At 67.7% G+C, this 19,586-nt stretch carries 19 protein-coding genes and 1 pseudogene; 6 read left to right on the top strand and 14 right to left on the bottom strand.

Features of this window, described 5'->3' with window-relative positions:
• Nucleotides 1–299 precede the first annotated feature (299 nt).
• On the bottom strand, nt 300–716 hold the full coding sequence (locus PFX91_RS13215) for an ATP-binding protein (protein ID WP_285731803.1): 417 nt from the start codon (nt 714–716) through the stop codon (nt 300–302).
• 523 nt (nt 717–1,239) lie between these two features.
• Here PFX91_RS13215 and PFX91_RS13210 point away from each other — a divergent pair.
• The 3 genes from PFX91_RS13210 to PFX91_RS13200 all read left to right on the top strand — a co-directional run bounded on the left by PFX91_RS13210 (nt 1,240) and on the right by PFX91_RS13200 (nt 2,975).
• On the top strand, nt 1,240–2,058 hold the full coding sequence (locus PFX91_RS13210) for a helix-turn-helix domain-containing protein (protein WP_285731802.1): 819 nt from the start codon (nt 1,240–1,242) through the stop codon (nt 2,056–2,058).
• A complete protein-coding gene (locus tag PFX91_RS13205; RefSeq protein ID WP_285731801.1) occupies nt 2,048–2,221 on the top strand; it encodes a DUF397 domain-containing protein in 174 nt (57 codons plus the stop codon). Before PFX91_RS13210 ends, PFX91_RS13205 begins: the two co-directional genes overlap by 11 nt.
• A gap of 214 nt (nt 2,222–2,435) precedes the next feature.
• Nucleotides 2,436–2,975, top strand: a complete 540-nt coding sequence (locus PFX91_RS13200) for a class IV adenylate cyclase (RefSeq protein WP_285731800.1) — start codon at nt 2,436–2,438, stop codon at nt 2,973–2,975.
• A gap of 5 nt (nt 2,976–2,980) precedes the next feature.
• Here the strand turns inward: PFX91_RS13200 and PFX91_RS13195 are convergent, their stop codons facing one another.
• The 9 genes and pseudogenes from PFX91_RS13195 to msrA form a co-directional block, all read right to left on the bottom strand.
• Nucleotides 2,981–3,415: an NUDIX domain-containing protein gene (locus PFX91_RS13195; protein WP_285731799.1), complete on the bottom strand. Its 435-nt coding sequence runs from the start codon at nt 3,413–3,415 to the stop codon at nt 2,981–2,983.
• Between the two features lie 11 nt (nt 3,416–3,426).
• Nucleotides 3,427–4,050, bottom strand: coding sequence for a dTMP kinase (gene tmk, locus PFX91_RS13190; protein WP_285731798.1), 624 nt, complete (start codon nt 4,048–4,050; stop codon nt 3,427–3,429).
• A complete protein-coding gene (locus PFX91_RS13185) occupies nt 4,047–5,519 on the bottom strand; it encodes a B12-binding domain-containing radical SAM protein (protein ID WP_285731797.1) in 1,473 nt (490 codons plus the stop codon). Before PFX91_RS13185 ends, tmk begins: the two co-directional genes overlap by 4 nt.
• Nucleotides 5,494–6,102 (bottom strand): DNA glycosylase family protein, encoded by a 609-nt coding sequence (locus tag PFX91_RS13180; protein WP_285731865.1) that lies wholly within the window; start codon nt 6,100–6,102, stop codon nt 5,494–5,496. The genes PFX91_RS13185 and PFX91_RS13180 overlap by 26 nt, the downstream gene beginning before the upstream one ends.
• A 251-nt stretch (nt 6,103–6,353) precedes the next feature.
• Nucleotides 6,354–6,491 (bottom strand): annotated as a pseudogene (locus PFX91_RS13175) (NUDIX hydrolase); the annotation flags it as partial.
• 249 nt (nt 6,492–6,740) lie between these two features.
• Entirely contained in the window at nt 6,741–7,574 is an 834-nt protein-coding gene (locus PFX91_RS13170; RefSeq protein ID WP_285731796.1) for a helix-turn-helix domain-containing protein, read from the bottom strand.
• Nucleotides 7,574–8,107, bottom strand: coding sequence for a DUF6879 family protein (locus PFX91_RS13165; RefSeq protein ID WP_285731795.1), 534 nt, complete (start codon nt 8,105–8,107; stop codon nt 7,574–7,576). The genes PFX91_RS13170 and PFX91_RS13165 overlap by 1 nt, the downstream gene beginning before the upstream one ends.
• On the bottom strand, nt 8,091–8,270 hold the full coding sequence (locus tag PFX91_RS13160) for a hypothetical protein (protein WP_285731862.1): 180 nt from the start codon (nt 8,268–8,270) through the stop codon (nt 8,091–8,093). Before PFX91_RS13160 ends, PFX91_RS13165 begins: the two co-directional genes overlap by 17 nt.
• Before the next feature lie 642 nt (nt 8,271–8,912).
• Nucleotides 8,913–9,575: a peptide-methionine (S)-S-oxide reductase MsrA gene (gene msrA / locus PFX91_RS13155; RefSeq protein ID WP_285731794.1), complete on the bottom strand. Its 663-nt coding sequence runs from the start codon at nt 9,573–9,575 to the stop codon at nt 8,913–8,915.
• Between the two features lie 104 nt (nt 9,576–9,679).
• Here msrA and rarD point away from each other — a divergent pair, with 104 nt between their 5' ends.
• From rarD to PFX91_RS13140, 3 genes are all read left to right on the top strand, one after another.
• A complete protein-coding gene (gene rarD, locus PFX91_RS13150) occupies nt 9,680–10,630 on the top strand; it encodes an EamA family transporter RarD (protein ID WP_285731793.1) in 951 nt (316 codons plus the stop codon).
• A 118-nt stretch (nt 10,631–10,748) separates the two neighbouring features.
• Complete coding sequence (locus PFX91_RS13145) at nt 10,749–11,627, top strand: flagellar associated protein (RefSeq protein WP_285731792.1); 879 nt, start codon at nt 10,749–10,751, stop codon at nt 11,625–11,627.
• A 201-nt stretch (nt 11,628–11,828) separates the two neighbouring features.
• Complete coding sequence (locus PFX91_RS13140) at nt 11,829–12,848, top strand: hypothetical protein (RefSeq protein WP_285731791.1); 1,020 nt, start codon at nt 11,829–11,831, stop codon at nt 12,846–12,848.
• Nucleotides 12,849–13,138: 290 nt separating this feature from the next.
• On the opposite strand, the gene PFX91_RS13135 is transcribed toward PFX91_RS13140, so the two are convergent.
• The 4 genes from PFX91_RS13135 to nuoL all read right to left on the bottom strand — a co-directional run bounded on the left by PFX91_RS13135 (nt 13,139) and on the right by nuoL (nt 19,580).
• Nucleotides 13,139–14,143 carry a polyprenyl synthetase family protein gene (locus PFX91_RS13135; RefSeq protein ID WP_285731790.1) on the bottom strand — a complete coding sequence of 335 codons (1,005 nt, stop codon included), beginning with the start codon at nt 14,141–14,143 and terminating at the stop codon, nt 13,139–13,141.
• A 179-nt stretch (nt 14,144–14,322) separates the two neighbouring features.
• On the bottom strand, nt 14,323–15,960 hold the full coding sequence (gene nuoN, locus PFX91_RS13130; RefSeq protein ID WP_285731861.1) for an NADH-quinone oxidoreductase subunit NuoN: 1,638 nt from the start codon (nt 15,958–15,960) through the stop codon (nt 14,323–14,325).
• Nucleotides 15,961–15,968: 8 nt separating this feature from the next.
• Nucleotides 15,969–17,633 carry an NADH-quinone oxidoreductase subunit M gene (locus PFX91_RS13125; protein WP_285731789.1) on the bottom strand — a complete coding sequence of 555 codons (1,665 nt, stop codon included), beginning with the start codon at nt 17,631–17,633 and terminating at the stop codon, nt 15,969–15,971.
• Nucleotides 17,634–17,636: 3 nt separating this feature from the next.
• On the bottom strand, nt 17,637–19,580 hold the full coding sequence (gene nuoL / locus PFX91_RS13120) for an NADH-quinone oxidoreductase subunit L (RefSeq protein ID WP_285731788.1): 1,944 nt from the start codon (nt 19,578–19,580) through the stop codon (nt 17,637–17,639).
• Between the last annotated feature and the right edge of the window lie 6 nt (nt 19,581–19,586).

Here is a 19,586-nt window from a genome sequence, read left to right as displayed (position 1 = left end):
GTACCCGCACAGCAAGGCCGTCACGCCTTCTTCTCCCTTCGCTCGCGGGGATTCTTTGTTGGTGAGGGGCCACCGGTCCCTTCTTTCATCCAGCCCGGTGGCCCCGGTGCCCGGTGGCGTCCCACCGGGGAAGGCCGTCCTGATCTTCCGGCAGGAGCGGCGCTGTGGTGTGGGGCCGGGGCCCTGACCGAGTCAAGAGCCAGGGCCCGGGTGTGGTGCGGCGCGGAAACCTCCCACGAGGGGGTGGGGGCACGTCATCGCCGCACCGGCTCATGGAGGTGCTGGTGTACAGGACCGCGTCATCGGAGCACCTCCGCGAAGACACCGCGGCCATTCGTCAGGCGTCCCCACGAGCAGGCGAGCGCGTCGACTAGGACCAAGCCGCGTCCGTGCTCGGCCAGAAGCTCGGGGACGGAGGGGTGGAGGGGGTGCGTGTTCTCGAAGGGACCGCCGTCCCGGACCTCGACGCGGATGTGGTCGCTGTAGATGAGGGTCCTGACCGCGAACTGTCCGCCAGCGGTTCCGCTACGGGTATGGGCGATGGCGTTGGTCGCCAGCTCGGAGAGCACGAGGGTGAGACTTTCGGGCGGTTCTATGCCCTGGTCGATGAGCCGTGCGGTCACCCATGCGCGAGCATCGCCAACGGCCTCCACAACCCCGGGGAAGCTGGTCCGACCCTTCCAAAGGAGGGTCTGGTCATGTGAGAGGGCAAGCATCAGTTGCCTCCCACGGTGGTGGGCATCGGCCTGGCGTCGCCTCGTATCTGAAGGGTTCGGGTGTGGAGGCCGTGCGTCGTGTGGGAGTTACGGCGAGCGTTCCGGGAATACTGGGATGTCTTAATCCTGTGTTGTGTGGTTCCGTAGACGGAGGGATCGGTATGCTGCTGCATGTCTCACCTCAGGTCATTTCAGGTCAGGTGGGGCGTCACGCCCTGGAGCCGCCACGAACCGGCACCGGGGCGTTTTTTGTTGCAGTAGTTGCCGCTGAGCAAAGGGCCACTTACCTCTTCAGAGAGGGTTGCCGGGGTGTTGCTGTTGGCTCCTTGAAGACTGAGGCATTCGGAAACCCCCACGTCTACGGCCTAGCTCCAACCCAGCACCTCGCTCGATGATCATAAGATTCCACCGAGCGGCCACTCTTTAAAGTGCGCCGCGTGACATGACCACTACTGAATACCTCGAAGCAACTTATGACAACTTTCCGTAGACATAAAGCAACCCCCCTGGTTGAATAAACGCCATGGAAGAGACGGATGACCGAAATGTCTCAGACGTGCGCTTTGGCCAAGCCTTGGTCAGGTCACGCAAGAGGGCAGGGAAAACGCAAACGGCTCTAGCCGGGTACCTGAGGTGCAGCAAGGGACACGTGTCCCACATTGAAAACGGCCGCAGAAGGCTCAACGAATCAGAAGTAGACGGTGTTGACGGCTTCCTCAAGGCGGACGGGCGCCTGGCACGTCTGTACAGCGAGCTGTACGAGCCTGAGCACGTCGACTGGCTAGGACAGCTCCATGAGCTACAAGCAGAGGCGGCGGTGATTCGTGAGTACCACAACAGCCTGGTCCCCGGAGTGCTTCAGGCCGAGCCCTACACAACAGCCGTTTTCCACTCAGGCGCTCCCTGGCTGAGCGAAGCCGAGATCCGAAAGCGAACCCGTATGCGAACCGAGCGGTCCAAGGATGTCCTACGCAAGGACGGCTCGCAGTACCACGTGGTCTTGGATGATGTGGTGGTGCGACGACCGATCGGGCCGAATGCGGTCATGAAAGCCCAGATCGACGCCCTGGTGCAGTTGGCGGAGTCGGGGCGCATCATGCTCCAGATGCACGCGTGGGGGCAGCTGCCACACGCAGGTCTGGATGGCCCTTTCTCCCTGCTGGCCTCTCCCTCAGCGCCAGAGTTGGTACACGTAGAGTCCATCTATCGCGGACAGACCACAGATGTGCCGACAGAGGTTCGGCAGTTCGGGGTGTTGTTCAGTAGATTGCAGGCGAACGCCCGGACGCCAACCGCGTCCGTGGCCTTCCTCAAGGAGATGATCAAGGAATATGCAGGTTGAGCAGAGCTGGCACAAGTCCAGTTACAGTGCGGGCGCGCAGAACTGCGTCGAGGTCGCCGAAGGCAAACAGACCCTGGTTCGGGACACCCAGAACCGCGGCCGGGGCCACCTGGCGGCCCCGGCTGCTGAGTGGACGGCCCTGCTCGCGGCAGTTCGCGGCTAATAGCCTAATAGCAGAGCACGAACCGGCCCCGCCCAGACTCGTTGGGCGGGGCCGGTCATGTTCAGCTGGCACAGGTTACCCCGGAGGTGCGACCCGCCACCAGGACCAAAGACCGCTTTCGGACAGTGACGGATTCATGAAAGCAACCCGTTGGATGCGTGACACCGGTAGCCTTCGGAGGGCAACAACGACGGTGTGATCCGGGGGCCTACTGATGCGCGAGATCGAAACGAAGTACTGGGTACAGGATCTCGAAGCCCTTCTCTTGGCGCTCAAGAACGCAGGGGTTGACCTGGAAGACCCCGCCCTCCAAGACGACCAGGCCTATGCCCCTGCGGGCTGGAGACCCGAACTGGGTAAAGTCGGCCACACCTTCGCCCGGCTACGAACCCTGAGCAGCGGCGTACACGTCTTCACGACGAAGACCCCGCTGGCCAACTCCATGGAGTGCGCCGAGCACGAGACCGTCGTCACCGACCGGGAGCAGATGCACGGTGCCGTGATGGCTATGGGGTTCGAACCCACGGTGCGGATCGTCAAGCACCGCCGAACCGGCACCGCGGGGCCGGTCGGGGTGTGCGTGGACGTGGTCGAGGGCGTGGGCGCGTTCATCGAACTGGAGTTGGTGGTCGATGACGACCGCAACGGCTTGGCCGTCCAGGCCGAACTGGACACGTGGGCGCGCGGGCTCGACGTTCCCCTGGAGCGCACCACTGACACCTACGACACCCTTGTACGCGCCGCAGCCTCCTGACGGCCTCACCAGCCGTGCGGCACGAACTGGTTTCCTTCGAGCCAGGCCCGCACGCCCTCTGCCGGGTAGGGAATCGTGTTCGACGGCAAGACCCGAGGATCGGTCCACACGAGTTTGCCCGCCTCCTCGGGTTCGGCGTTGTGGGGCTCTCCCTCCCACTGTGTGGCCACGAAGAACAGGCCCATGCGCGCGTGTCCGGGTTCCTGCTGGTGGTGGATCACGGCACCCAGGGTGAGGTGGCCGGGGTCGATGAGGACCCCGACCTCCTCCCTCGCCTCCCGGGCCGCCGCCTCGTCGGCGGGCTCGCCCTCCTCCAGGTGTCCGGAGGGCATGTGCAGCATCCCGTCGCAGTACCCGGTGTTCTGCCTCTCCAGCAGCGCGATCTCACCGTCTCGGTGAAGGATGACGTGGACGTCGACGACACTGGTGTAGGACGACACCGGGGGTCCTCTCAGGCAGCTGCTCGGCCCTGTGACCATAGCGCCCTGATGAGGTCGGCCAGGTGCGATACCACCTGCTCCACTCCCGGCGAGGTGTCCACCGCTTCCACGACGTGCCCTTCCCTCGTGAGCTGAGCGGTGACCCTCTCGTACAGAGAGACTTCCTGTGCGGCGCTGGCCGGATCGTCCTCGAACCGGCCGTGTGATCCGCGCGCCGCGAGCCGAGTGCGCAGCTCCTCGGCCGAAGCGGTGAGGACCACCTGGAGGTCGGGTGGTTCCGCGAATCGGTTGAGCTCGCGCACGAACGCTTCGGGTACCTCGTCCAGTCCGGCCTGGAGGACGAGCGAGGACGCAGTGTAGCGGTCACACAGCACGAGTTCGCCTCGGGCCAGAGCGGGGCGGATGAGGGTGTGCAGGTGATGGTAGCGGTCTGCGGTGACCAGGCAGGCCAGCGTCAGCCCGGAGAAGGTGTGGGTGCTGACGCGGGCGAGTTGCCCGATCGCTTCCCGGGAGGGTTCGGTAGTCGCCGTCACCGGCAGTCTCTCGGCGCTCAGCCGCTCGGCCAGCGCGGCGACAGTGGTGGACTTCCCGGCGCCTCCGGGCCCGTCGAAGGCCACAAACAACCCTGTGGTCACGCCGCCACCGTCCTTCGCTCGTGCTCGCCGTGGGACAGCTCGACAAGGGCGGCGCGGACCTCGTCCACCGTGGCTTCGCCGAACTGGATGTTGGAGGAGAAGTTGAACTCGTCCCGTCCCCGCATGGCCTCGTCCACACCCTGCTCGGTGAGATCGACGGCGGCGTAGTCCAGGAGCTGGGCGGGGGCGAAGCGGCCGGTGTCCATGAGCCGGGTCCATTCCGGGGTGCCGGGGTAGGGGCGAAACTCGAACACCGAGGAGCGGAAGCGGCCGGGTGCGTTCTCGGTCAGGTCCCACAGCTCGCGCACCAGGTTCACGGTCTGTCTCATCTCGGCGCGGGTTTCGCCGGGGAAGCCGAGGATGAAGTAGCCCTTCACGTGGATGCCGCGGTTGGCGAGCCGGGTGACGGTGGAGCGGATCATGTCCTGGGTGATGCGCTTGTCGATGTAGGCCAGCATCCGCTCTGACCCGGATTCGATCCCCAACGCGACCTCGCGCAGACCGTTGGCCACGAGCCGGTCCAGAGCGTCGTCGTTCTCGCGGGCGAGCACGTTGATGCGTCCGGTGGCGTCCCACACCGCCCACTCCCCCACGTGGTGGTTGGTGAACCCGTCCATCATGTGGTTGATGACGCGCCGAGCCCCGAGGAAGAGGTCATCGACGAACCGGAACGCCGTCACGTCGAGTGTGGCGCGCAGGTGCTCCATCTCGGCGACGACGTTCTCGGCCGAGCGGACGCGGATGGTCACGTCCGGGTTCGCGGAGACGGCGGCACCGCAGAAGGAGCAGTCGTAGGGGCACCCCCTCGCGCCGACCATGTTGGCTTCCCACCGACCCGCCTCGAAGTGCGGGTCCTGGGTGAGGAAGGTCCGGTCGACGAAGGGGAGGGCGTTGATGTCGGGAGCCAGGTGGTGGTTCCGCCCGGGGCGGCCTCCGCTCACGGGGGCGCGCAGGATCGGGTCGAGCCACATCACCCCGGGCAGGTCGCCCCGGGAGCGGTGGTCGTGGAGGAGTTCGACGGTGCGGGTCTCGCCCTCGCCGATGACCAGTGCCTCACAGCGGGCCATGCGTGGGTCGGTGAGGATCTCGGTCGGCATCGCCTTGGCCTGGTGCCCGCCAAGCATGACCTTGATGTGCGGGTCCAGGGCGGCGGCGATCGTCGCGGAGATCTCGTAGGTGGGGGCCAAAAGGTTGAACCCGACCCACCGGGGGCGAGCAGTGTTCACCGCCTGGACGACGCCGGTGACCGGTAACCCGAGCGCTTCGGCGTCCAGGACCCCGACATTGAACCCGCCGCGCTGGGCGGCGTAGGTGGCGATGTAGCCCATGCCCAGCACCGGCAACGTGAAGTCGTTGACCCGAGGCCGTAGCGCGTAGTCGCGCAGGGGTGCGTTGACGAGCAGCAGGTCGAGGCTGCGGGCGGGGTTGTGGCCGCTGATCAGCTCATGAGGGGGGTTGGTCCTGTCCACTGGGTCCTCCCAGGGCGAGGGTGAGCACGGTCAGGGTGGAGCGTTCTGCGGGTGTGGTGGCGAAGGAGCGCCACCAGCGGGCGAAGGTCGGTTCGTCGTTGGGCCAGTCGAGGCCCGGGGCGGCCTGAGTGGCGTACTTGCGCACCGCCATGTCGCCGTAGGGGTAGAGGGAGAAGTCGCCAGTGATGTCGGCGGCGGCGGCTCCCGCCGTCCACGGGCCGATGCGGGGCACGGATTGGACTTCGACCACCAGGTCTTGGGGCGGCAGTTCGGACCATTTCGTTCCCAGGGCGAGGAACGCCTCCGCAGCGGCGAGCAGGGGGCGGCGCTTGAACGCCATGCCCAGCGTCGCGAAGTCGTCCTCGTGTAGGGCGAGTACGGTTTCGGCTCGGGGGAAGGCCCGGGGGCCGGCGAGGGTCGGTGTGCCGTGGGCGTCACAGAAGCGGTGGTACATCAACCGGGCCTGGTCGGCGCGGATGACTTGCCGGATGATGCCCGTGGCCAGGGCGTCCCACAGGTCCGGGTTACGCAACCGCCGCACCGGCCCTTGCCTGTCGAGGACTGCGCGAAGGGCAGCAGGCACGTTCTCACCCAGGGTCTTCGGGTCGTACACATCCACGCGAGGAGCCGGATCGGTGCCCTCCCCGTGGCGGGTGATGGCGAGGCTCGGGTCCGCATTGACGTGCCAGGCACTCGTGGCGGTTCGCACCGTGCGGATGCGCCCGTGTGCGGTCGTCTTCCATCCGGGGTGATCACAGAGCAGCATGGGAGCCTTTCAAAGTGGGCTGATTGGCAGCCACTATCCCAGCTCTGTCTGGACACGCCCCGGGGTTCGGTGTCTTCCGGCTCCAATCCGCCTCCCACCGTGACCCAGTAGGGTTCCTGTCCCGGTTTGGTGCGTTTGATGAGCACCAGTCGCCTCTCACCGTCGAACAGGAGGGCACGGGCGCTCTGCCTGACGATCTCGATCATGTCCCTCATTTCTCGGTCGTGTGTTCGCGGCGGAAGGCAGGAACGGGGTTCCGGCTTCCTTCCCAGATACGGGGAGCACCTGTTTCGACCGTGCTTATAACGATCAGGTTTTCCCTCACCAATGGCCGCGAGCTGATCCAGATCATATACACACCCCAATGGGGAGACCATGGGTTTCCCGTTATGGAATAAAATTATTCATCAGGCATGGGGGCCGAGCCACCAAGGAGTGGCTTCAATGGTGAAAAGTTAATCGCGAAATGATTCTGCTGCCTGACGCACGAAATCCCGCGCCTGCGCACCGAAGAGGGCGCTCTCTTCGAACAGATGGAAGGTCTCGACATAGAGGGCAACGTCCTGGGCGGAGCGGATGAGCAGCGCCCCGGTGAACGTCTCGACCGTGGCCAGGGCCTGGTCGTAGACGGTGAACGTGGACAGCGGGCCCTCGGGCACCGTGGTCCGGTCCAGCGGGATCACACCGATCCTGACGTTGGGCAGCTCCGAAAGTGCAGCGATCCGTTCGAGCTGGACCGACATCTCTCCCGAACGGCAGAGGGGCCATCTGAGCGCCTGCTCGGTCAGGAGAAAGGTGAATTCCTTGCTCGTGTCATACAGAATGGACTGGCGTTCGAACCGCTTCATCAGGGCACGCGTGTGGTCCCCGGGCAGGCTGGCCAGACTCGCTCTGGCGTACTCCGGCGTCTGGAGCAGCCCCGTGATCATGGCCGGGAGGAAGTAGCGAAAGGTCGAAGAGGTCGCTTCGAGGGTGGCAAGTTCCGCTTGTTTGTGGTGCAGGCCTCGGCGCAACGAAGCACGCCAGTTCTGGTACTCCGTGTTGGCGACTCGCGCCAAAGCAGAGATCTCTTCTATTTCCTGCGGATTCGCCTGGACTACACGGAGGATGCGTTCGACATCGACCGAAGAGGGAACCAGTTTGCCGGTCTCGATCTTCGAGATCTTGCTCTGGCTCATCCCGACGCTGGAAGCGAGACGCTCACCAGTGAATCCGGCCCTCTTACGCACGCGACGAAGCGCCTTGGACAGTTCTCCGCGGCGCCCGTCGATGTTCTCTGGTTCCAGCACTAGGTGTTCAGTCGTGCCCTGTAATGCTCGTAGGGAGTCCCCAGGCGAAGAGCGGCGTCCTTGCGGGAGATGTAGTCCGAGACATCCGCGTCTTCGAGGAGGATGCGGTCGATCTGCGTTCCGTCGTCCTCGTACCGCATGAGGACCACATGCGTGTCATCGAAGAGCCAGAAGTCCTCGTGCGCGGGAAACGGCAGCTCCGAAGGCGCCTCCGTCTCGATGATCCGCACATCCTCACCCGCCACGATGTTGAAGTCGTATCCCCACTCCATCTCGTAGCGCAGGTAGTCCGACAGCGGCGGTGTCACCACGTGAACGCGTTCCACACGGCGTCCGGAGGCCGTGAACCTCCGGACTCGATGCAGCCAGGGGGAGTCTGCCAACTCCTCGTCCGGTCGTGGCTCGCCGGCCAGAAAGCGTCTGAATTCCTCGTCCTCGGAGGCGACTCCGTAGACCGGCAGGGTCTCCAGCCGGAACGCGTAGTCGCTGAAGGCGTCGAAGAACTCGCGCCAGGCGTCACCTTCCAAGCGCACGGGCGGCCTCCTCCCACACTGCTCGGGGAATCTCCACGACGGCCTCTCCGTCGGGGCTGCTGATGCTCGTGACCAGGTCGCCCTGGACGAGGATCGAGTTCCTGTCGGTGGTGAACACCTTGGGGCAGTCGTCGCCCTTGCAGTCACCGGCGATCTGGACCATGTCCACGGTTGTACCTCCGCGGTAGGGGGTTGTGCACCGCAATCTACGCGTACAGAGCACCGGCGTCGAGGAATAATTCGAATATTCACGTTCTGGAATTTTTTGGTGCTCTAATATCGCCCAAGGCCGGCTTCTGGATGGAACCCTGGACCGCTGAACTGCTCGAACACCACAACAGAGCCTCAACCGCTGTCCGAACAAGGGCAACTGTGTCAGGCACCCGCAGAGGCGGAGACCGACCGTGCCTCCTCCGACGCAGCCGGAGAAGGCATGTCGGTGGATGGACGCCAGGTGTCGGAGATCCTGGAACTCTTCCCTGTACAACTGGCGGCCCCGCACCTGGCCTCGACCCTTGAGGTCTACGCCCCCATGAGCAGCAATACCTTGAAACCATCGGGAAGATCAGACCGGCGCTGTTCATGGCTTGAAGAGGCTTGTGCTATCCACTTGCCGATGAAGAACGACGAAGGGGCACGGGGATGACGGTCACACCGGAGCAGGAGTGCTGAGCGATGCCCACGGCGTTGCTGTCGACCGTTGGTGCCCCAACCATCATCGAATGGTGGCTGAGCCATCACTCAGCCACCATTCGAGCGTGCGCGGGCGTACTCGCACGTACTCCGCCCCTGGCGGGCCGGTGGGTCACTCGGCGCGCGCCACCCCGACCGGGCAGCTGACGCCGGTCCCGCCCATGCCGCAGTACCCGTTGGGGTTCTTGGCGTCGGACAGGTACTGCTGGTGGTAGTCCTCGGCGAAGTAGAACTTCTCCAGGGGCGCGATCTCGGTGGTGATCGGCCCGTATCCCGCGCGGGTCAGCACCGGTTGGAAGGCGTCGCGGGTGGCCTCGGCGGCGGCCCGCTGGGCGTCGTCGTGGTAGAAGATCGCCGATCGGTACTGGCTGCCGATGTCGTTGCCCTGGCGCATACCCTGGGTCGGGTCGTGACCCTCCCAGAAGATCTTGAGGATCTCCTCGTAGGAGATGCGTTCGGGGTCGAACACCACGCGTACCGTCTCGGTGTGGCCGGTCAGGCCCGAGCACACCTCCTCATAGGTGGGGTTGGGCGTGTAGCCGCCCGCGTAGCCCACCGCGGTCGTGATGATCCCCCGCTCCGCGCCCAGGTTCCAGAACACCCGCTCCGGTCCCCAGAAGCAGCCCATCGCCACGTCGGCGATCCGGCTGCCCTCGGGGTAGGGCGGGGTGAGGCTGGTTCCCAGCACGGTGTGCCCGAAGGGCACCTCCATCGGAGTCTCCCGGCCCGGAAGGGCGCGGGCCTGCTCGACCATGGTCGTCTTTCTCCCGAACATGTCTCCAGGGTATCCGCGACGGGAGTACCTCCCCGTGGCCGTTCTCCGAGGATCCGACCGAACGAGAAGGGACACACCAGGAAATTCGTCCTATGATTGCCGATGTGCCGGAATCCAACCGTGGCGTCGCTCTCGGGGCCCTCGCCTTCTTCCTCTGGGGCGTCGCGGCCTTGTACTGGCCCTTCCTCTCCGCTTCCGAACCCCACGAGGTCCTCGCCCACCGCATGGTGTGGTCCCTGTTGGCCATGGGCGTCATCCTCCTGCTCTGCCGCAGGTCCTGGGCCTGGCTCCCGCAGGTCCTGCGCAGCCCCCGGCGGTTGCTGCCGGTCGCCGCGGCGGCGGTCCTGATCTCCCTCAACTGGTGGGGGTTCATCTACGCGGTCTCCATCGAGCAGACGCTCCAGGCCTCGCTCGCCTACTTCATCAACCCGCTGATGTCGGTGTGCCTCGGTGTCCTGCTCTTCTCCGAGCGACTGCGGGCGGCACAGTGGGCGGCGGTCGGCCTCGGCGTCACGGCCGTCCTGGTGATGAGCCTGGCCTACGGTGCGACCCCCTGGCTGTCCCTGCTCATGGCCTCCTCCTTCGCCGCCTACGGCGCGGTGAAGAAGTACGTCGACCTGGACGGCACGCAGAGCCTGACCGTCGAGACGCTGGTGATGTTCCTGCCCGCGTTGGGCTTCGTGGTCCACCTGGAGGCCACCGGCGTCGGCACCGCCTTCTCGGTCTCGCCCGGCCACACCGCCCTGCTGGCCGGCGGGGGCTTCGTGACCGTCCTGCCCCTGCTGCTGTTCGGCATGGCGGCCCGTCAGGTCCCCTTGAGCGTCATCGGCATGCTGCAATACATCACTCCGGTCATGATGTTCTTCATCGGCTGGCTCATCCAGGGGGAGGAGATGCCGCCGGCCCGCTGGCTGGGCTTCGGCCTGGTGTGGCTGGCCCTGTGCCTGTTCGCCCTGGACCAGGTGCGCAGCGCCCGTTCCCGCTTCCGGTCCGGTGCGCGGACCTTCCGAAAGGACGGGGAGTCGACCCCGGTCCGGACACAGGCCACGGAGTGAGCAGGAGTTCCCTCTTTCCGGAAAACCGAAACTACCCTCTGTGACTTTGTGCTAACGTCAGGTCGCGAGTCGGGCGAGATCCGGCTCAGATCGGACCACGCACCCGGAGGGCACTTCCATGTCTCGCACCAGCCGAACGGCCCGCGCCGTCGCGGCCGTGCGGTCTCCGGTGCCCTCCGTTGTGCTCCTTCCGCTGCTGGTCGGTGCCTTCCTCGTCGGTCTGTGGACGCTCGGCGCCGTCTCCGCCTCCGCCGCGGAGGTCGTGTCGGACCGGGACCCGCTCGGTACCGGTGCCCTGCTCCGCGGCCCCCTCGTCGGTGAGCCGCGCGCCGAGGAGGCCCCGGTCTCCGTCGCCCTCGGACGGGAGGGCTCGGCCTCTCTGGAGGAGGTCCTCGCCCACGAGGTCGTCGCGCCGGTCTCCGCCACTTTGAGCGGTGTCCACCAACACCTGGAGCAGGGCGCCGAGAGTGCCGTCGCGGTACTGCCCGAGGCCTCGTCGACGGTCGACGGGGTGGGCGGGAGCGTCCGTCGAGTGGTGCGGGAACTCGAACACGGTGCCGCCGAGGACCTCCTCGCCCCGGCGCCGTCCGAGGCGAACACGGCCCCCTCTCCTCCCACCCGTGGGAGTCGGGAGACCGGAGCCGACACCCGTCCCTCTGAGGACGGCGCCGAGCCCGAGGCCGCGCACGGGCCCTCTCTCGACCACGCGTCCCCGACCGTGTTCGCGACCGTCCTCGTCGAGGACTTCGCGGACGCCGCGGGCAGGAGCGCCCCCTCTTCCGCTCCTACGGCGCAGACGCCCACTCCTGCGGCGATGCAGACGATCACGGGTTCGGCCTCGCCCTCCGCGGGGTCGGCTCCCGTGGCCGCCGTCGCCGGCTATCTCACACCGGCTCCGTTCACCGTGCCTTCCGCCGGAGCCGTCCTGTCGGCCGCCCACGGTCTGTACCCCGTGCCGAGCGGTCCCAGCGACGACCTCACCGTCTCCCCCGACTAGGCCGGTCCGCGCCGCCCGCGCACGGACCGTTCCCAGCCCCGGCCCGAGACGCCGCGCCTTCTGGGGGCTGACGTGGGTCCCGTGTCCTCGTTCACGGAATCCACGCCGGCCGGTGGTCCATCCCGGCTCGGGCCGCCCGCGCTCCACGCGCACGGCCTCCCCGTACGCACCGTTCAACCCATGAACTCCGGAAGGAAACCCATGACACACGCCACGAGCATCTCCGTCAGGACCGCCCTCCTCGCCGCCGGCGCCGCGGGCTTCGTCGCCCTCGGTTCCGGGGTGGCGGGCGCCGAGTCGCTCTCCTCCTCCGTCCAGCAGACGGTCGGGCCCGTCGCGAAGTACGCCCTGGTGGAGGGCGTGGCCCCCGCCATGAACAGTCTCACCCCCGAGGGTGTCGCGCCCATCGCGGACAGCGCCCTGTCGGAACTACAGCAGACCGCGCACGACCCCGCCAAGCCCGCCCCCGACCTGGCCGCTCCGCTGCCCGAGGGCGAGGCGCTGCGCACCCCGCTCGGTGAGCTGCCCAACCCCACCCCCGCCCTGGCCGGGACCGTCTCCGAACTCCAGGACGCCACCGGTCTGGACGGCGACCCCCACGACACCGTCGGCCACGACATCGGAAGGTCGCTGGAGGAGGGCGGTCAGCGCGCGGGCGCCGCCGTGGAGGACATGGGCGAGCGCGCGGGCACGCGCGTGGAGGACACCGCCATGGAGGTGCTGCCGCACACCGTGGAGTCGGTCTACGGCCTGCCTCAGGACCTGGAGCTGCCCCGGATCGGCCAGTCGGCCCCGCTGCCCGACGCCTCGACCCTGACCTCCGTGGTCGGCGGTGACGCCCTGGACCTGACCGGGCCCGTCACCGTCGCCCAGAGCGCCTCCACGACACGGCCGATCAACGTGGAGGGTCCCCTGGCCGACCCCCGTCTGCCCCGCCTCTCCGGTACGGGTCTGCCCCTGGTCGACGACACGGCCGCGGCCCTCAGGCCGCAGCTCGCCGACGCCGGACTGCCGTTGGTCGCCGAGGGGATCGACACGCGGACCGCCGAGGACCTGGTGGCCGAGCTCGGTCGAGGGACGGACCTGCTCAACGACCTGGACACCAGTGACGTGCTCTCCATCAGTGGCGGCACCGCCCCGCAGGAGACGCCCGGGGGCATGACCCAGCACCCCACCTTCATGGACCTGCCCGGCTCCGAGGCCCTGCCCCTGGTCTCCTGAGCCCACCGACGACGACGGCGCCGTCCCCTCGGGACGGCGCCGTCCGCGTGCGGACCGCTCCGGCCCGGTTCGTTCTTCGTTTCGATGCCCGAAGGACACAAGGGAACGTCCCCGGCTCTGATAGGAAAACGGGATGCTTCTCAAGATCCTGGATTTCCTGGAGAACCGTTCGGCGGCGAAGGCCGGGGTCGCCGAAGGCTGGGCGTCCCTCTCTGAGGCCCGAGGAGCGTCCCCTGGGACGACGAGGCCCCCGGCGTCCCAGGGGACGGCGGGGGCCGAGAGAGCACGGATCAGCCCGAGCGTTCCACCACGTAGTCGCACAGAAGCTCGAACGCCTGGCGCGCGGGGCTCGCGGGCAGGGTCTCCAGTTCGGTTCGGGCCTTGTCCGCCCACCCCTGGAGGGTGGCCTCGGCCTCGGCCATCGCCGGGTGCACCCGTAGCAGTGCCAGCGCCTCCTCGGCCTCGCTCTCCTCCAACGGGCGGCCCAACAGCGACTTGAGCCGCTCGTCCTCGGGGTTCTTCGAGCGCAGCGCGTAGAACATCGGCAGTGTCAGCACGCCCTCGCGCAGATCGGTTCCCGGGGTCTTGCCCGAGTCGGTGCTCTCGCTGGCCACGTCCAGCAGGTCGTCGGCCAACTGGAAGGCCATTCCCAGCGCGTCGCACGCCCGCGTGACCGTCCCGATCGTCTCGGGGTCGACCTTGCCGAACATGCCGCCGAACTCGGCGGAGGAGGCGATCAGGGAGGCGGTCTTGTCGCTGATCACCTTCAGGTAGTGGTCCACCGGGTCGACGCCTTCGCGCGGGCCCGAGGTCTCCAGGATCTGCCCCTGCACCAGACGCCCGAACGTCGTCGCCTGCAACCGCACCGCCTCGGTGCCGAGATCGGCGAGCATCTCCGAGGCGCGGGCGAACACGTAGTCACCGGTCAGGATGGCGACGCTGTTGCCCCAGCGCTGGTTGGCGCTCGGCTCGCCCCTGCGCAACTCGGCCTCGTCCATCACGTCGTCGTGGTAGAGCGTGGCCACGTGCGTGAGCTCCACCACGGCCGCGGCCGGGATGAGCTCGGGCATCGTCGGGTCACCGAAGTGGGCCGCCAGCAGCACGAGGGTCGCCCGGAAGCGTTTGCCTCCGGCCTCCAACAGGTGGGAAGCGGCCTCGGTCAACAGGGGGTCGCTCGACGCGACCGACTCCCTCAGCAGTTCCTCGACCTTCTCCAGGCTCTCCTGGATCTCCCGGGCGAGGTCCGTATCGACACTCGGCAGAGCCAAGAACCCGCTCGGGACAGCACCGCTCACCGTAATGCTCCACCTGTTGGGCGGGCACCGCGGTGACCTCCGGTGGAGAGGTCACCGCCGCGCCCAGCACACGAACATGATCCGACTTGCCACGGTATCCGACCCGAAACGAACAACCAAAGCCACGTCCTCCTACTGTGACTTCGGGGGTCGAACCCCAGGTCAGACCATACGCCCGGTTACTCCGAACTCGTCTCCGTCGACGCCTGGTCGACCATCACCGCGACCGGCTCCCCACCGCTCTCCGACGAGGGCAGCAGGTTGTCGAGGACCGGCCCCGGGTACAGGCCGAGCAGCAACGTCGCCGCGACCCCGATGGTGATGACCCCGCCCGTGGCCGCGCCCGCGCGCACCACCGTGGGCCCCTCTTCCTCCGGGTCCCGGAAGAACATCACCACGATGATCCGCACGTAGAAGAACGCGGTCACCGCGCTGCTCAGCACGCCCACGACCACCAGGGGGGTGGCCCCGGCCGCCACGGCCGCCTCGAACACCGCGAACTTGCCGATGAACCCGCTGGTCAGCGGGATACCGGCGAAGGCCAACAGGAACAGGGTCAGCGCGCCGGCCAGCGCCGGGGAGCGACGCCCCAGCCCCGCCCACCGGTCCAGGTCCCCCAGCTCCTGCCCGCCGTCCTTGGTGCGCACCAGCGTCACCACGGCGAACGCGCCCAGGGTGGTGAAACCGTAGGCCGCCAGGTAGAACATCGCGCCGGCGAGTCCGTCCGTGCTGTTGGCCACCACCGCGGTGAGGATGAACCCGGCGTGCACCACCGACGAGTAGGCCAGCAGACGCTTGACGTCGCGCTGGGTGACCGCGATGACGGCCGCGACGACCATCGTCAGGACGGCCACCACCCACAGCATCGGCTGCCAGCTCTCCGCCGAACCTCCGAAGGGAACGAAGAACACCCGCAGCAGCGCGCCGAAGGCGGCGACCAGGGTGCACGAGGCCATCAGGGCCGTGATCGGGGTCGGAGCGCCCTGGTACACGTCCGGCTTCCAGTTGTGGAAGGGCACGGCGCCGACCTTGAACAGCAGGCCGATCGCCACCAGACCGATCCCCATCAGCATCAGCGGTTCGCCGTTGCCTCCCTGGAAGATCTCGGCCCCGCCCGCCTCGACGGCGGCACGGATCTCACCGAAGTTCACCGAACCGGCGTAGCCGTAGACCATGGCCGCGCCGAACAGGAAGAACCCGGAGGAGAAGGCGCCCAGCAGGAAGTACTTGACCGCCGCCTCCTGGGAGAACAGGCGACGTCGCCTGGCCAGACCACACAGCAGGTACAGCGGCAGGCTCATGACCTCCAGCGCGATGAACATCGTCAGGAAGTCGTTGGCGGCCGGGAACATCAACATGCCCAGCACCGCGAACAACACCAGCGGGTACACCTCGGTGTGCTGGGAGCCCGCCAGGATGTGCGCGCGCTCCTCCTCGCTGCCGGGCACCGTCGCCGCCTGCGCGGCGAAGGCGTCACGCCCGTCCCTGCGCTCGGAGATCAACAGCAGGCTGACCAGCGCCAGCACCGTGATGGTGCCCTGGAGGAAGATCACGGTCCGGTCCACCGCCAGCACACCGGCGGCCACGGTCACACCCGGATCATCGGCGGGCAGCATGCCCACCTGGATCACCAGCAACACGAACGTCGCCAGCAGCGCGAGGACCGCCAGACCGATCTGCAATCCGCGGCGCCGCTCCTTGGGCGCGAACGCCTCGAACAGCACTCCCAGAACACCGGCGGCGAACACCGTGACCAGCGGCGCGAGCAGCCACCAGTCGAGCTGCGGCGGCGCCTCGGTGATGACGGGAAGGTCCATGTGGGGGATCACTCCTCGTCTCCTTCCTCTTCCTGGGCGCCCGCGGCGCCCTCACTGCCGCCGTCCGCGACCGTGCCCGCACCGATGTCGACGGTGCGCTCGACCGCGGGGTTGATCACGTCCAGCGCGGGCTGGGGGTACACGCCCAGCACGAGGAGCAACGCCACCAGCGGGGCGACCGCCCACGTCTCCCTCGCCGACAGGTCGCGCAGCCCGGACAGGCCCTCCTTGGTCGGGCCGTTCATGGTGCGCTGGTACATCCACAGGATGTACAGCGCGGCCAGCACCACGCCGATGACGCCGATGACGGCCGGGATCGGGCTGAACGCGTACACCCCGATGAGCACCAGGAACTCGCTGACGAACGGTGCCAGGCCCGGCAGGGCCAGACCCGCCAGTCCCGTCACCAGGAACACCCCGGCCAGCTTGGGCGCGAGTTTCTGCACGCCTCCGTAGTCGGTGATGTTCGCGCTTCCCCGGCGGGCGATGAGGAAGCCCACGATGAGGAACAGCGCCCCGGTCGCGAATCCGTGGTTGACCATGTACAGGGCGGCTCCGGCCTGGGCCTGGGCGGTCAGGGCGAAGATGCCCAGCGTGATGAAGCCGAAGTGGGACACCGAGGTGTAGGCCACCAGGCGCATCATGTCGTTCTGTCCGACCGCCAGGATCGCGCCGTAGATGATGCTGACCAGGCTCAGACCCACGACCGGCCACACGAACCACGACACCGCCGCCGGGAACAGTTCCAGGCAGTAGCGCAGCATGCCGTAGGTGCCGACCTTGTCCAGCACGCCCACCAGCAGCACCGCGGTGCCCGGACGCGAGGACTGGGCCGCCGAGGGCAGCCAGGTGTGCACGGGCCACATCGGCGCCTTGATCGCGAAGGCGATGAAGAAGCCGAGGAACAGCCAGCGCGCCGTGGCCGGGTCCACCGCGGCCAGGGCACTGCCCTCGCCCACGAGGTCGGTCCACAGGAAGCTGCCGCCGATGACGTACACGCCGATCACCGCGACCAGCATGATCAGGCCGCCCGCCAGGCTGTACAGCAGGAACTTGATGGCGGCCTTCGAACGCTCGTCGCCGCGTCCGTAGCGCCCGATCATGAAGTAGACCGGGATGAGCATGACCTCGAAGAACACGTAGAACAGGAAGACGTCGGTGGCGGCGAAGACACCGATCATCATCGCTTCGAGGGCGAGGATGAGGGCGAAGTACCCGCGCCCGCCGTCAGAGCGGTCCTCGTGCTCCTTCCAGGCCGCCAGGATGACCAGCGGTACCAGGATCACCGACATCAGGATCAGCGCCAGGGCGATGCCGTCCACGCCCACGGCGTAGTGGATGCCAAAGCGCGGGATCCAGGGGTGGACCTCCTCGAACTGTAGGCCGCCGGCCTGGGAGGTGTCGAAGCGCAGCGCCATGGCCGCGACCACCAGCAGCGTGGCGAGCGAGAAGCCCAGTGCCAGCCGCTTGGCGGTCTCGGCCGAGGCCCCGCCGCCCGTGGCCGTGGCGGCGGGCCGCACGGCCGTGGCCGTGGTGGTGCCGCCGCCCGCCGCCGATGCCGACGCCTCGCCGACGGTTCGGGCGGGGGACGTGGCCGTGACGCGTGGTAGCGCCCAGACCAGGACCGCGCCGACCGCGGGGAGCGCGATCGCGATAGTGAGCCAGGGGATCATTGTCTACAACCTCACAACCAGCGTCGCGGCGACGATGACGGCGCCGAAGAGCATGGTGAGCGCGTATGTGCGGGCGAACCCGGTCTGGGCACGGCCCAGCCCCCGGGAGGAGTCGCGTACACCCGCACCGAGCCCGTTGACCGCTCCGTCGATGACCTTGTCCTCGATGACGAGCAGGGCCCGGGTGAGCTGCTGGCCGGGCCGCATGATCAGGCCCTCGTTGATCTCGTTGCCGTACAGCTCACGACTGGCGGCGACGGTCACGAGGTTGCCCTTGGGGGCGGTGCGGGCCACGGGCCTGCGCAGGTACATCGCCCAGGCGATGACCACGCCGACGGCCAGCATGGCCAGGGCGGCCAGGCCGTAGGGCGCGGTGAAGGCGTGCACCACGTCGAAGTGCTGGGGCTGGGCGCCGATGGTCGGTGCCAGGAAGTTCGCGAACCGGTTCCCGAGCACCAGGAAGGCGCCCAGGGCCACCGAGCCGACGGCCAGGACCACCATGGGGGCGGTCATGCTCACCGGCGACTCGTGCGGTTTCACGTCCTTCTCCCAGCGCTTCTCGCCGAGGAAGGTCATGAAGACCATCCGCGACATGTAGAAGGCGGTCAGGCCGGCACCGACGATCACCGCGGTCCCGAGCACCATGCCCTGGGTGCCGCCCAGGCCGAAGGCCGCGGAGATGATGCTCTCCTTGGTCCACCACCCCGACAGCAACGGGAAGCCGATGATGGCCAGGTAGCCCAGGCCGAAGGTGGCGAAGGTGATCGGCATGATCCTCGCCAGTCCGCCGTACCTGCGCATGTCCACGCCCTCGTTCATGGCGTGCATGACCGAGCCGGCGCCCAGGAACAGCCCGGCCTTGAAGAAGCCGTGGGTGACCAGGTGGGCGATGGCGGCCACGTATCCGATCGGGCCCAGCCCGGCGGCCAGGACCATCATGCCGATCTGGCTCATCGTGGACCCCGCCAGGGACTTCTTGATGTCGTCCTTGGCGGAGGCGATGATCCCACCGGCCAGCATGGTGGCCGCGCCCACGACGGTGACCATGGTCTGGGCGACCGGGGCGCCCTCGAAGATCGGTCCGGCGCGCACGATGAGGTACACACCCGCGGTGACCATGGTGGCCGCGTGGATGAGCGCGGACACCGGGGTCGGGCCCTCCATGGCGTCGAGCAGCCAGGCCTGGAGAGGCAGCTGCGCGGACTTGCCGCAGGCGCCCAGCAGGAGCAGCAGCCCGATGGCCAGCAGCACGCCGTCGCTCGCGCCCGGGACGGCGGCGAACACGTCGCTGAAGCTGACCGCGCCCAGCACCGCGAACATGATCATGATCGCGACGAGCAGGCCCAGGTCACCGACCCGGTTGATGAGGAAGGCCTTCTTGGCGGCCACCGCCGCGGAGTTCTTGTACTGCCAGAACCCGATGAGCAGGTAGGAGGCCAGGCCCACGCCCTCCCATCCGAAGAAGAGCAGGACGAAGTTGTCCGCGAGCACCAGCACGAGCATGGCCGCGACGAACAGGTTGAGGTAGGCGAAGAAACGCCGCCTGTCGGGGTCCTCGGCCATGTAGCCGATGGAGTAGACGTGGATCAGCGAGCCCACGAAGGTGATGAGCAGGACGAAGCTGATCGAGAGCGGATCCACCAGAAGGTCCACGCCGGCGGTGAAGGACCCGACGGAGAACCACTCGTAGACGGGGACGGAGACGCTGCGCGCGTCGGGGGCTCTGCCGAGCAGTTCGAACAGGATCAGGACGGCCCAGGCGAAGGAGGCCACCGGCAGGGCCGTGGCCGGCCAGTGCCCCCATTTGTCGGTGCTCCTGCCGCCGAGCAGCAGGATCGCCGCGCCCGCGAGCGGCATGGCGATGAGCAGCCAGGCGCCCGACAGCACGGCACTGTCGGCCGCGGTCGCCACCACGGGGTCGGCGGCGAGGTAAGCGTGAGATGTCACTGCCAC

Origin of the sequence: Nocardiopsis sp. ATB16-24 (assembly GCF_030271535.1) — a bacterium.
Lineage (GTDB): Bacteria > Actinomycetota > Actinomycetes > Streptosporangiales > Streptosporangiaceae > Nocardiopsis.
Note: the sequence above shows the minus strand (reverse complement) of the source record. Positions and strands in the feature narration are given on the sequence as shown.

What these genes read in the sequence shown, in the direction of transcription:
- PFX91_RS13140 (WP_285731791.1), top strand. Translation starts at nt 11,829, where the DNA reads ATGACACACGCCACGAGCATCTCCGTCAGGACCGCCCTCCTCGCCGCC.
- PFX91_RS13160 (WP_285731862.1), bottom strand. Translation starts at nt 8,270, where the DNA reads ATGGTCCAGATCGCCGGTGACTGCAAGGGCGACGACTGCCCCAAGGTG.
- nuoN (WP_285731861.1), bottom strand. Translation starts at nt 15,960, where the DNA reads ATGGACCTTCCCGTCATCACCGAGGCGCCGCCGCAGCTCGACTGGTGG.
- PFX91_RS13215 (WP_285731803.1), bottom strand. Translation starts at nt 716, where the DNA reads ATGCTTGCCCTCTCACATGACCAGACCCTCCTTTGGAAGGGTCGGACC.
- PFX91_RS13125 (WP_285731789.1), bottom strand. Translation starts at nt 17,633, where the DNA reads ATGATCCCCTGGCTCACTATCGCGATCGCGCTCCCCGCGGTCGGCGCG.
- msrA (WP_285731794.1), bottom strand. Translation starts at nt 9,575, where the DNA reads ATGTTCGGGAGAAAGACGACCATGGTCGAGCAGGCCCGCGCCCTTCCG.
- PFX91_RS13200 (WP_285731800.1), top strand. Translation starts at nt 2,436, where the DNA reads ATGCGCGAGATCGAAACGAAGTACTGGGTACAGGATCTCGAAGCCCTT.
- PFX91_RS13205 (WP_285731801.1), top strand. Translation starts at nt 2,048, where the DNA reads ATGCAGGTTGAGCAGAGCTGGCACAAGTCCAGTTACAGTGCGGGCGCG.
- PFX91_RS13210 (WP_285731802.1), top strand. Translation starts at nt 1,240, where the DNA reads ATGGAAGAGACGGATGACCGAAATGTCTCAGACGTGCGCTTTGGCCAA.
- PFX91_RS13145 (WP_285731792.1), top strand. Translation starts at nt 10,749, where the DNA reads ATGTCTCGCACCAGCCGAACGGCCCGCGCCGTCGCGGCCGTGCGGTCT.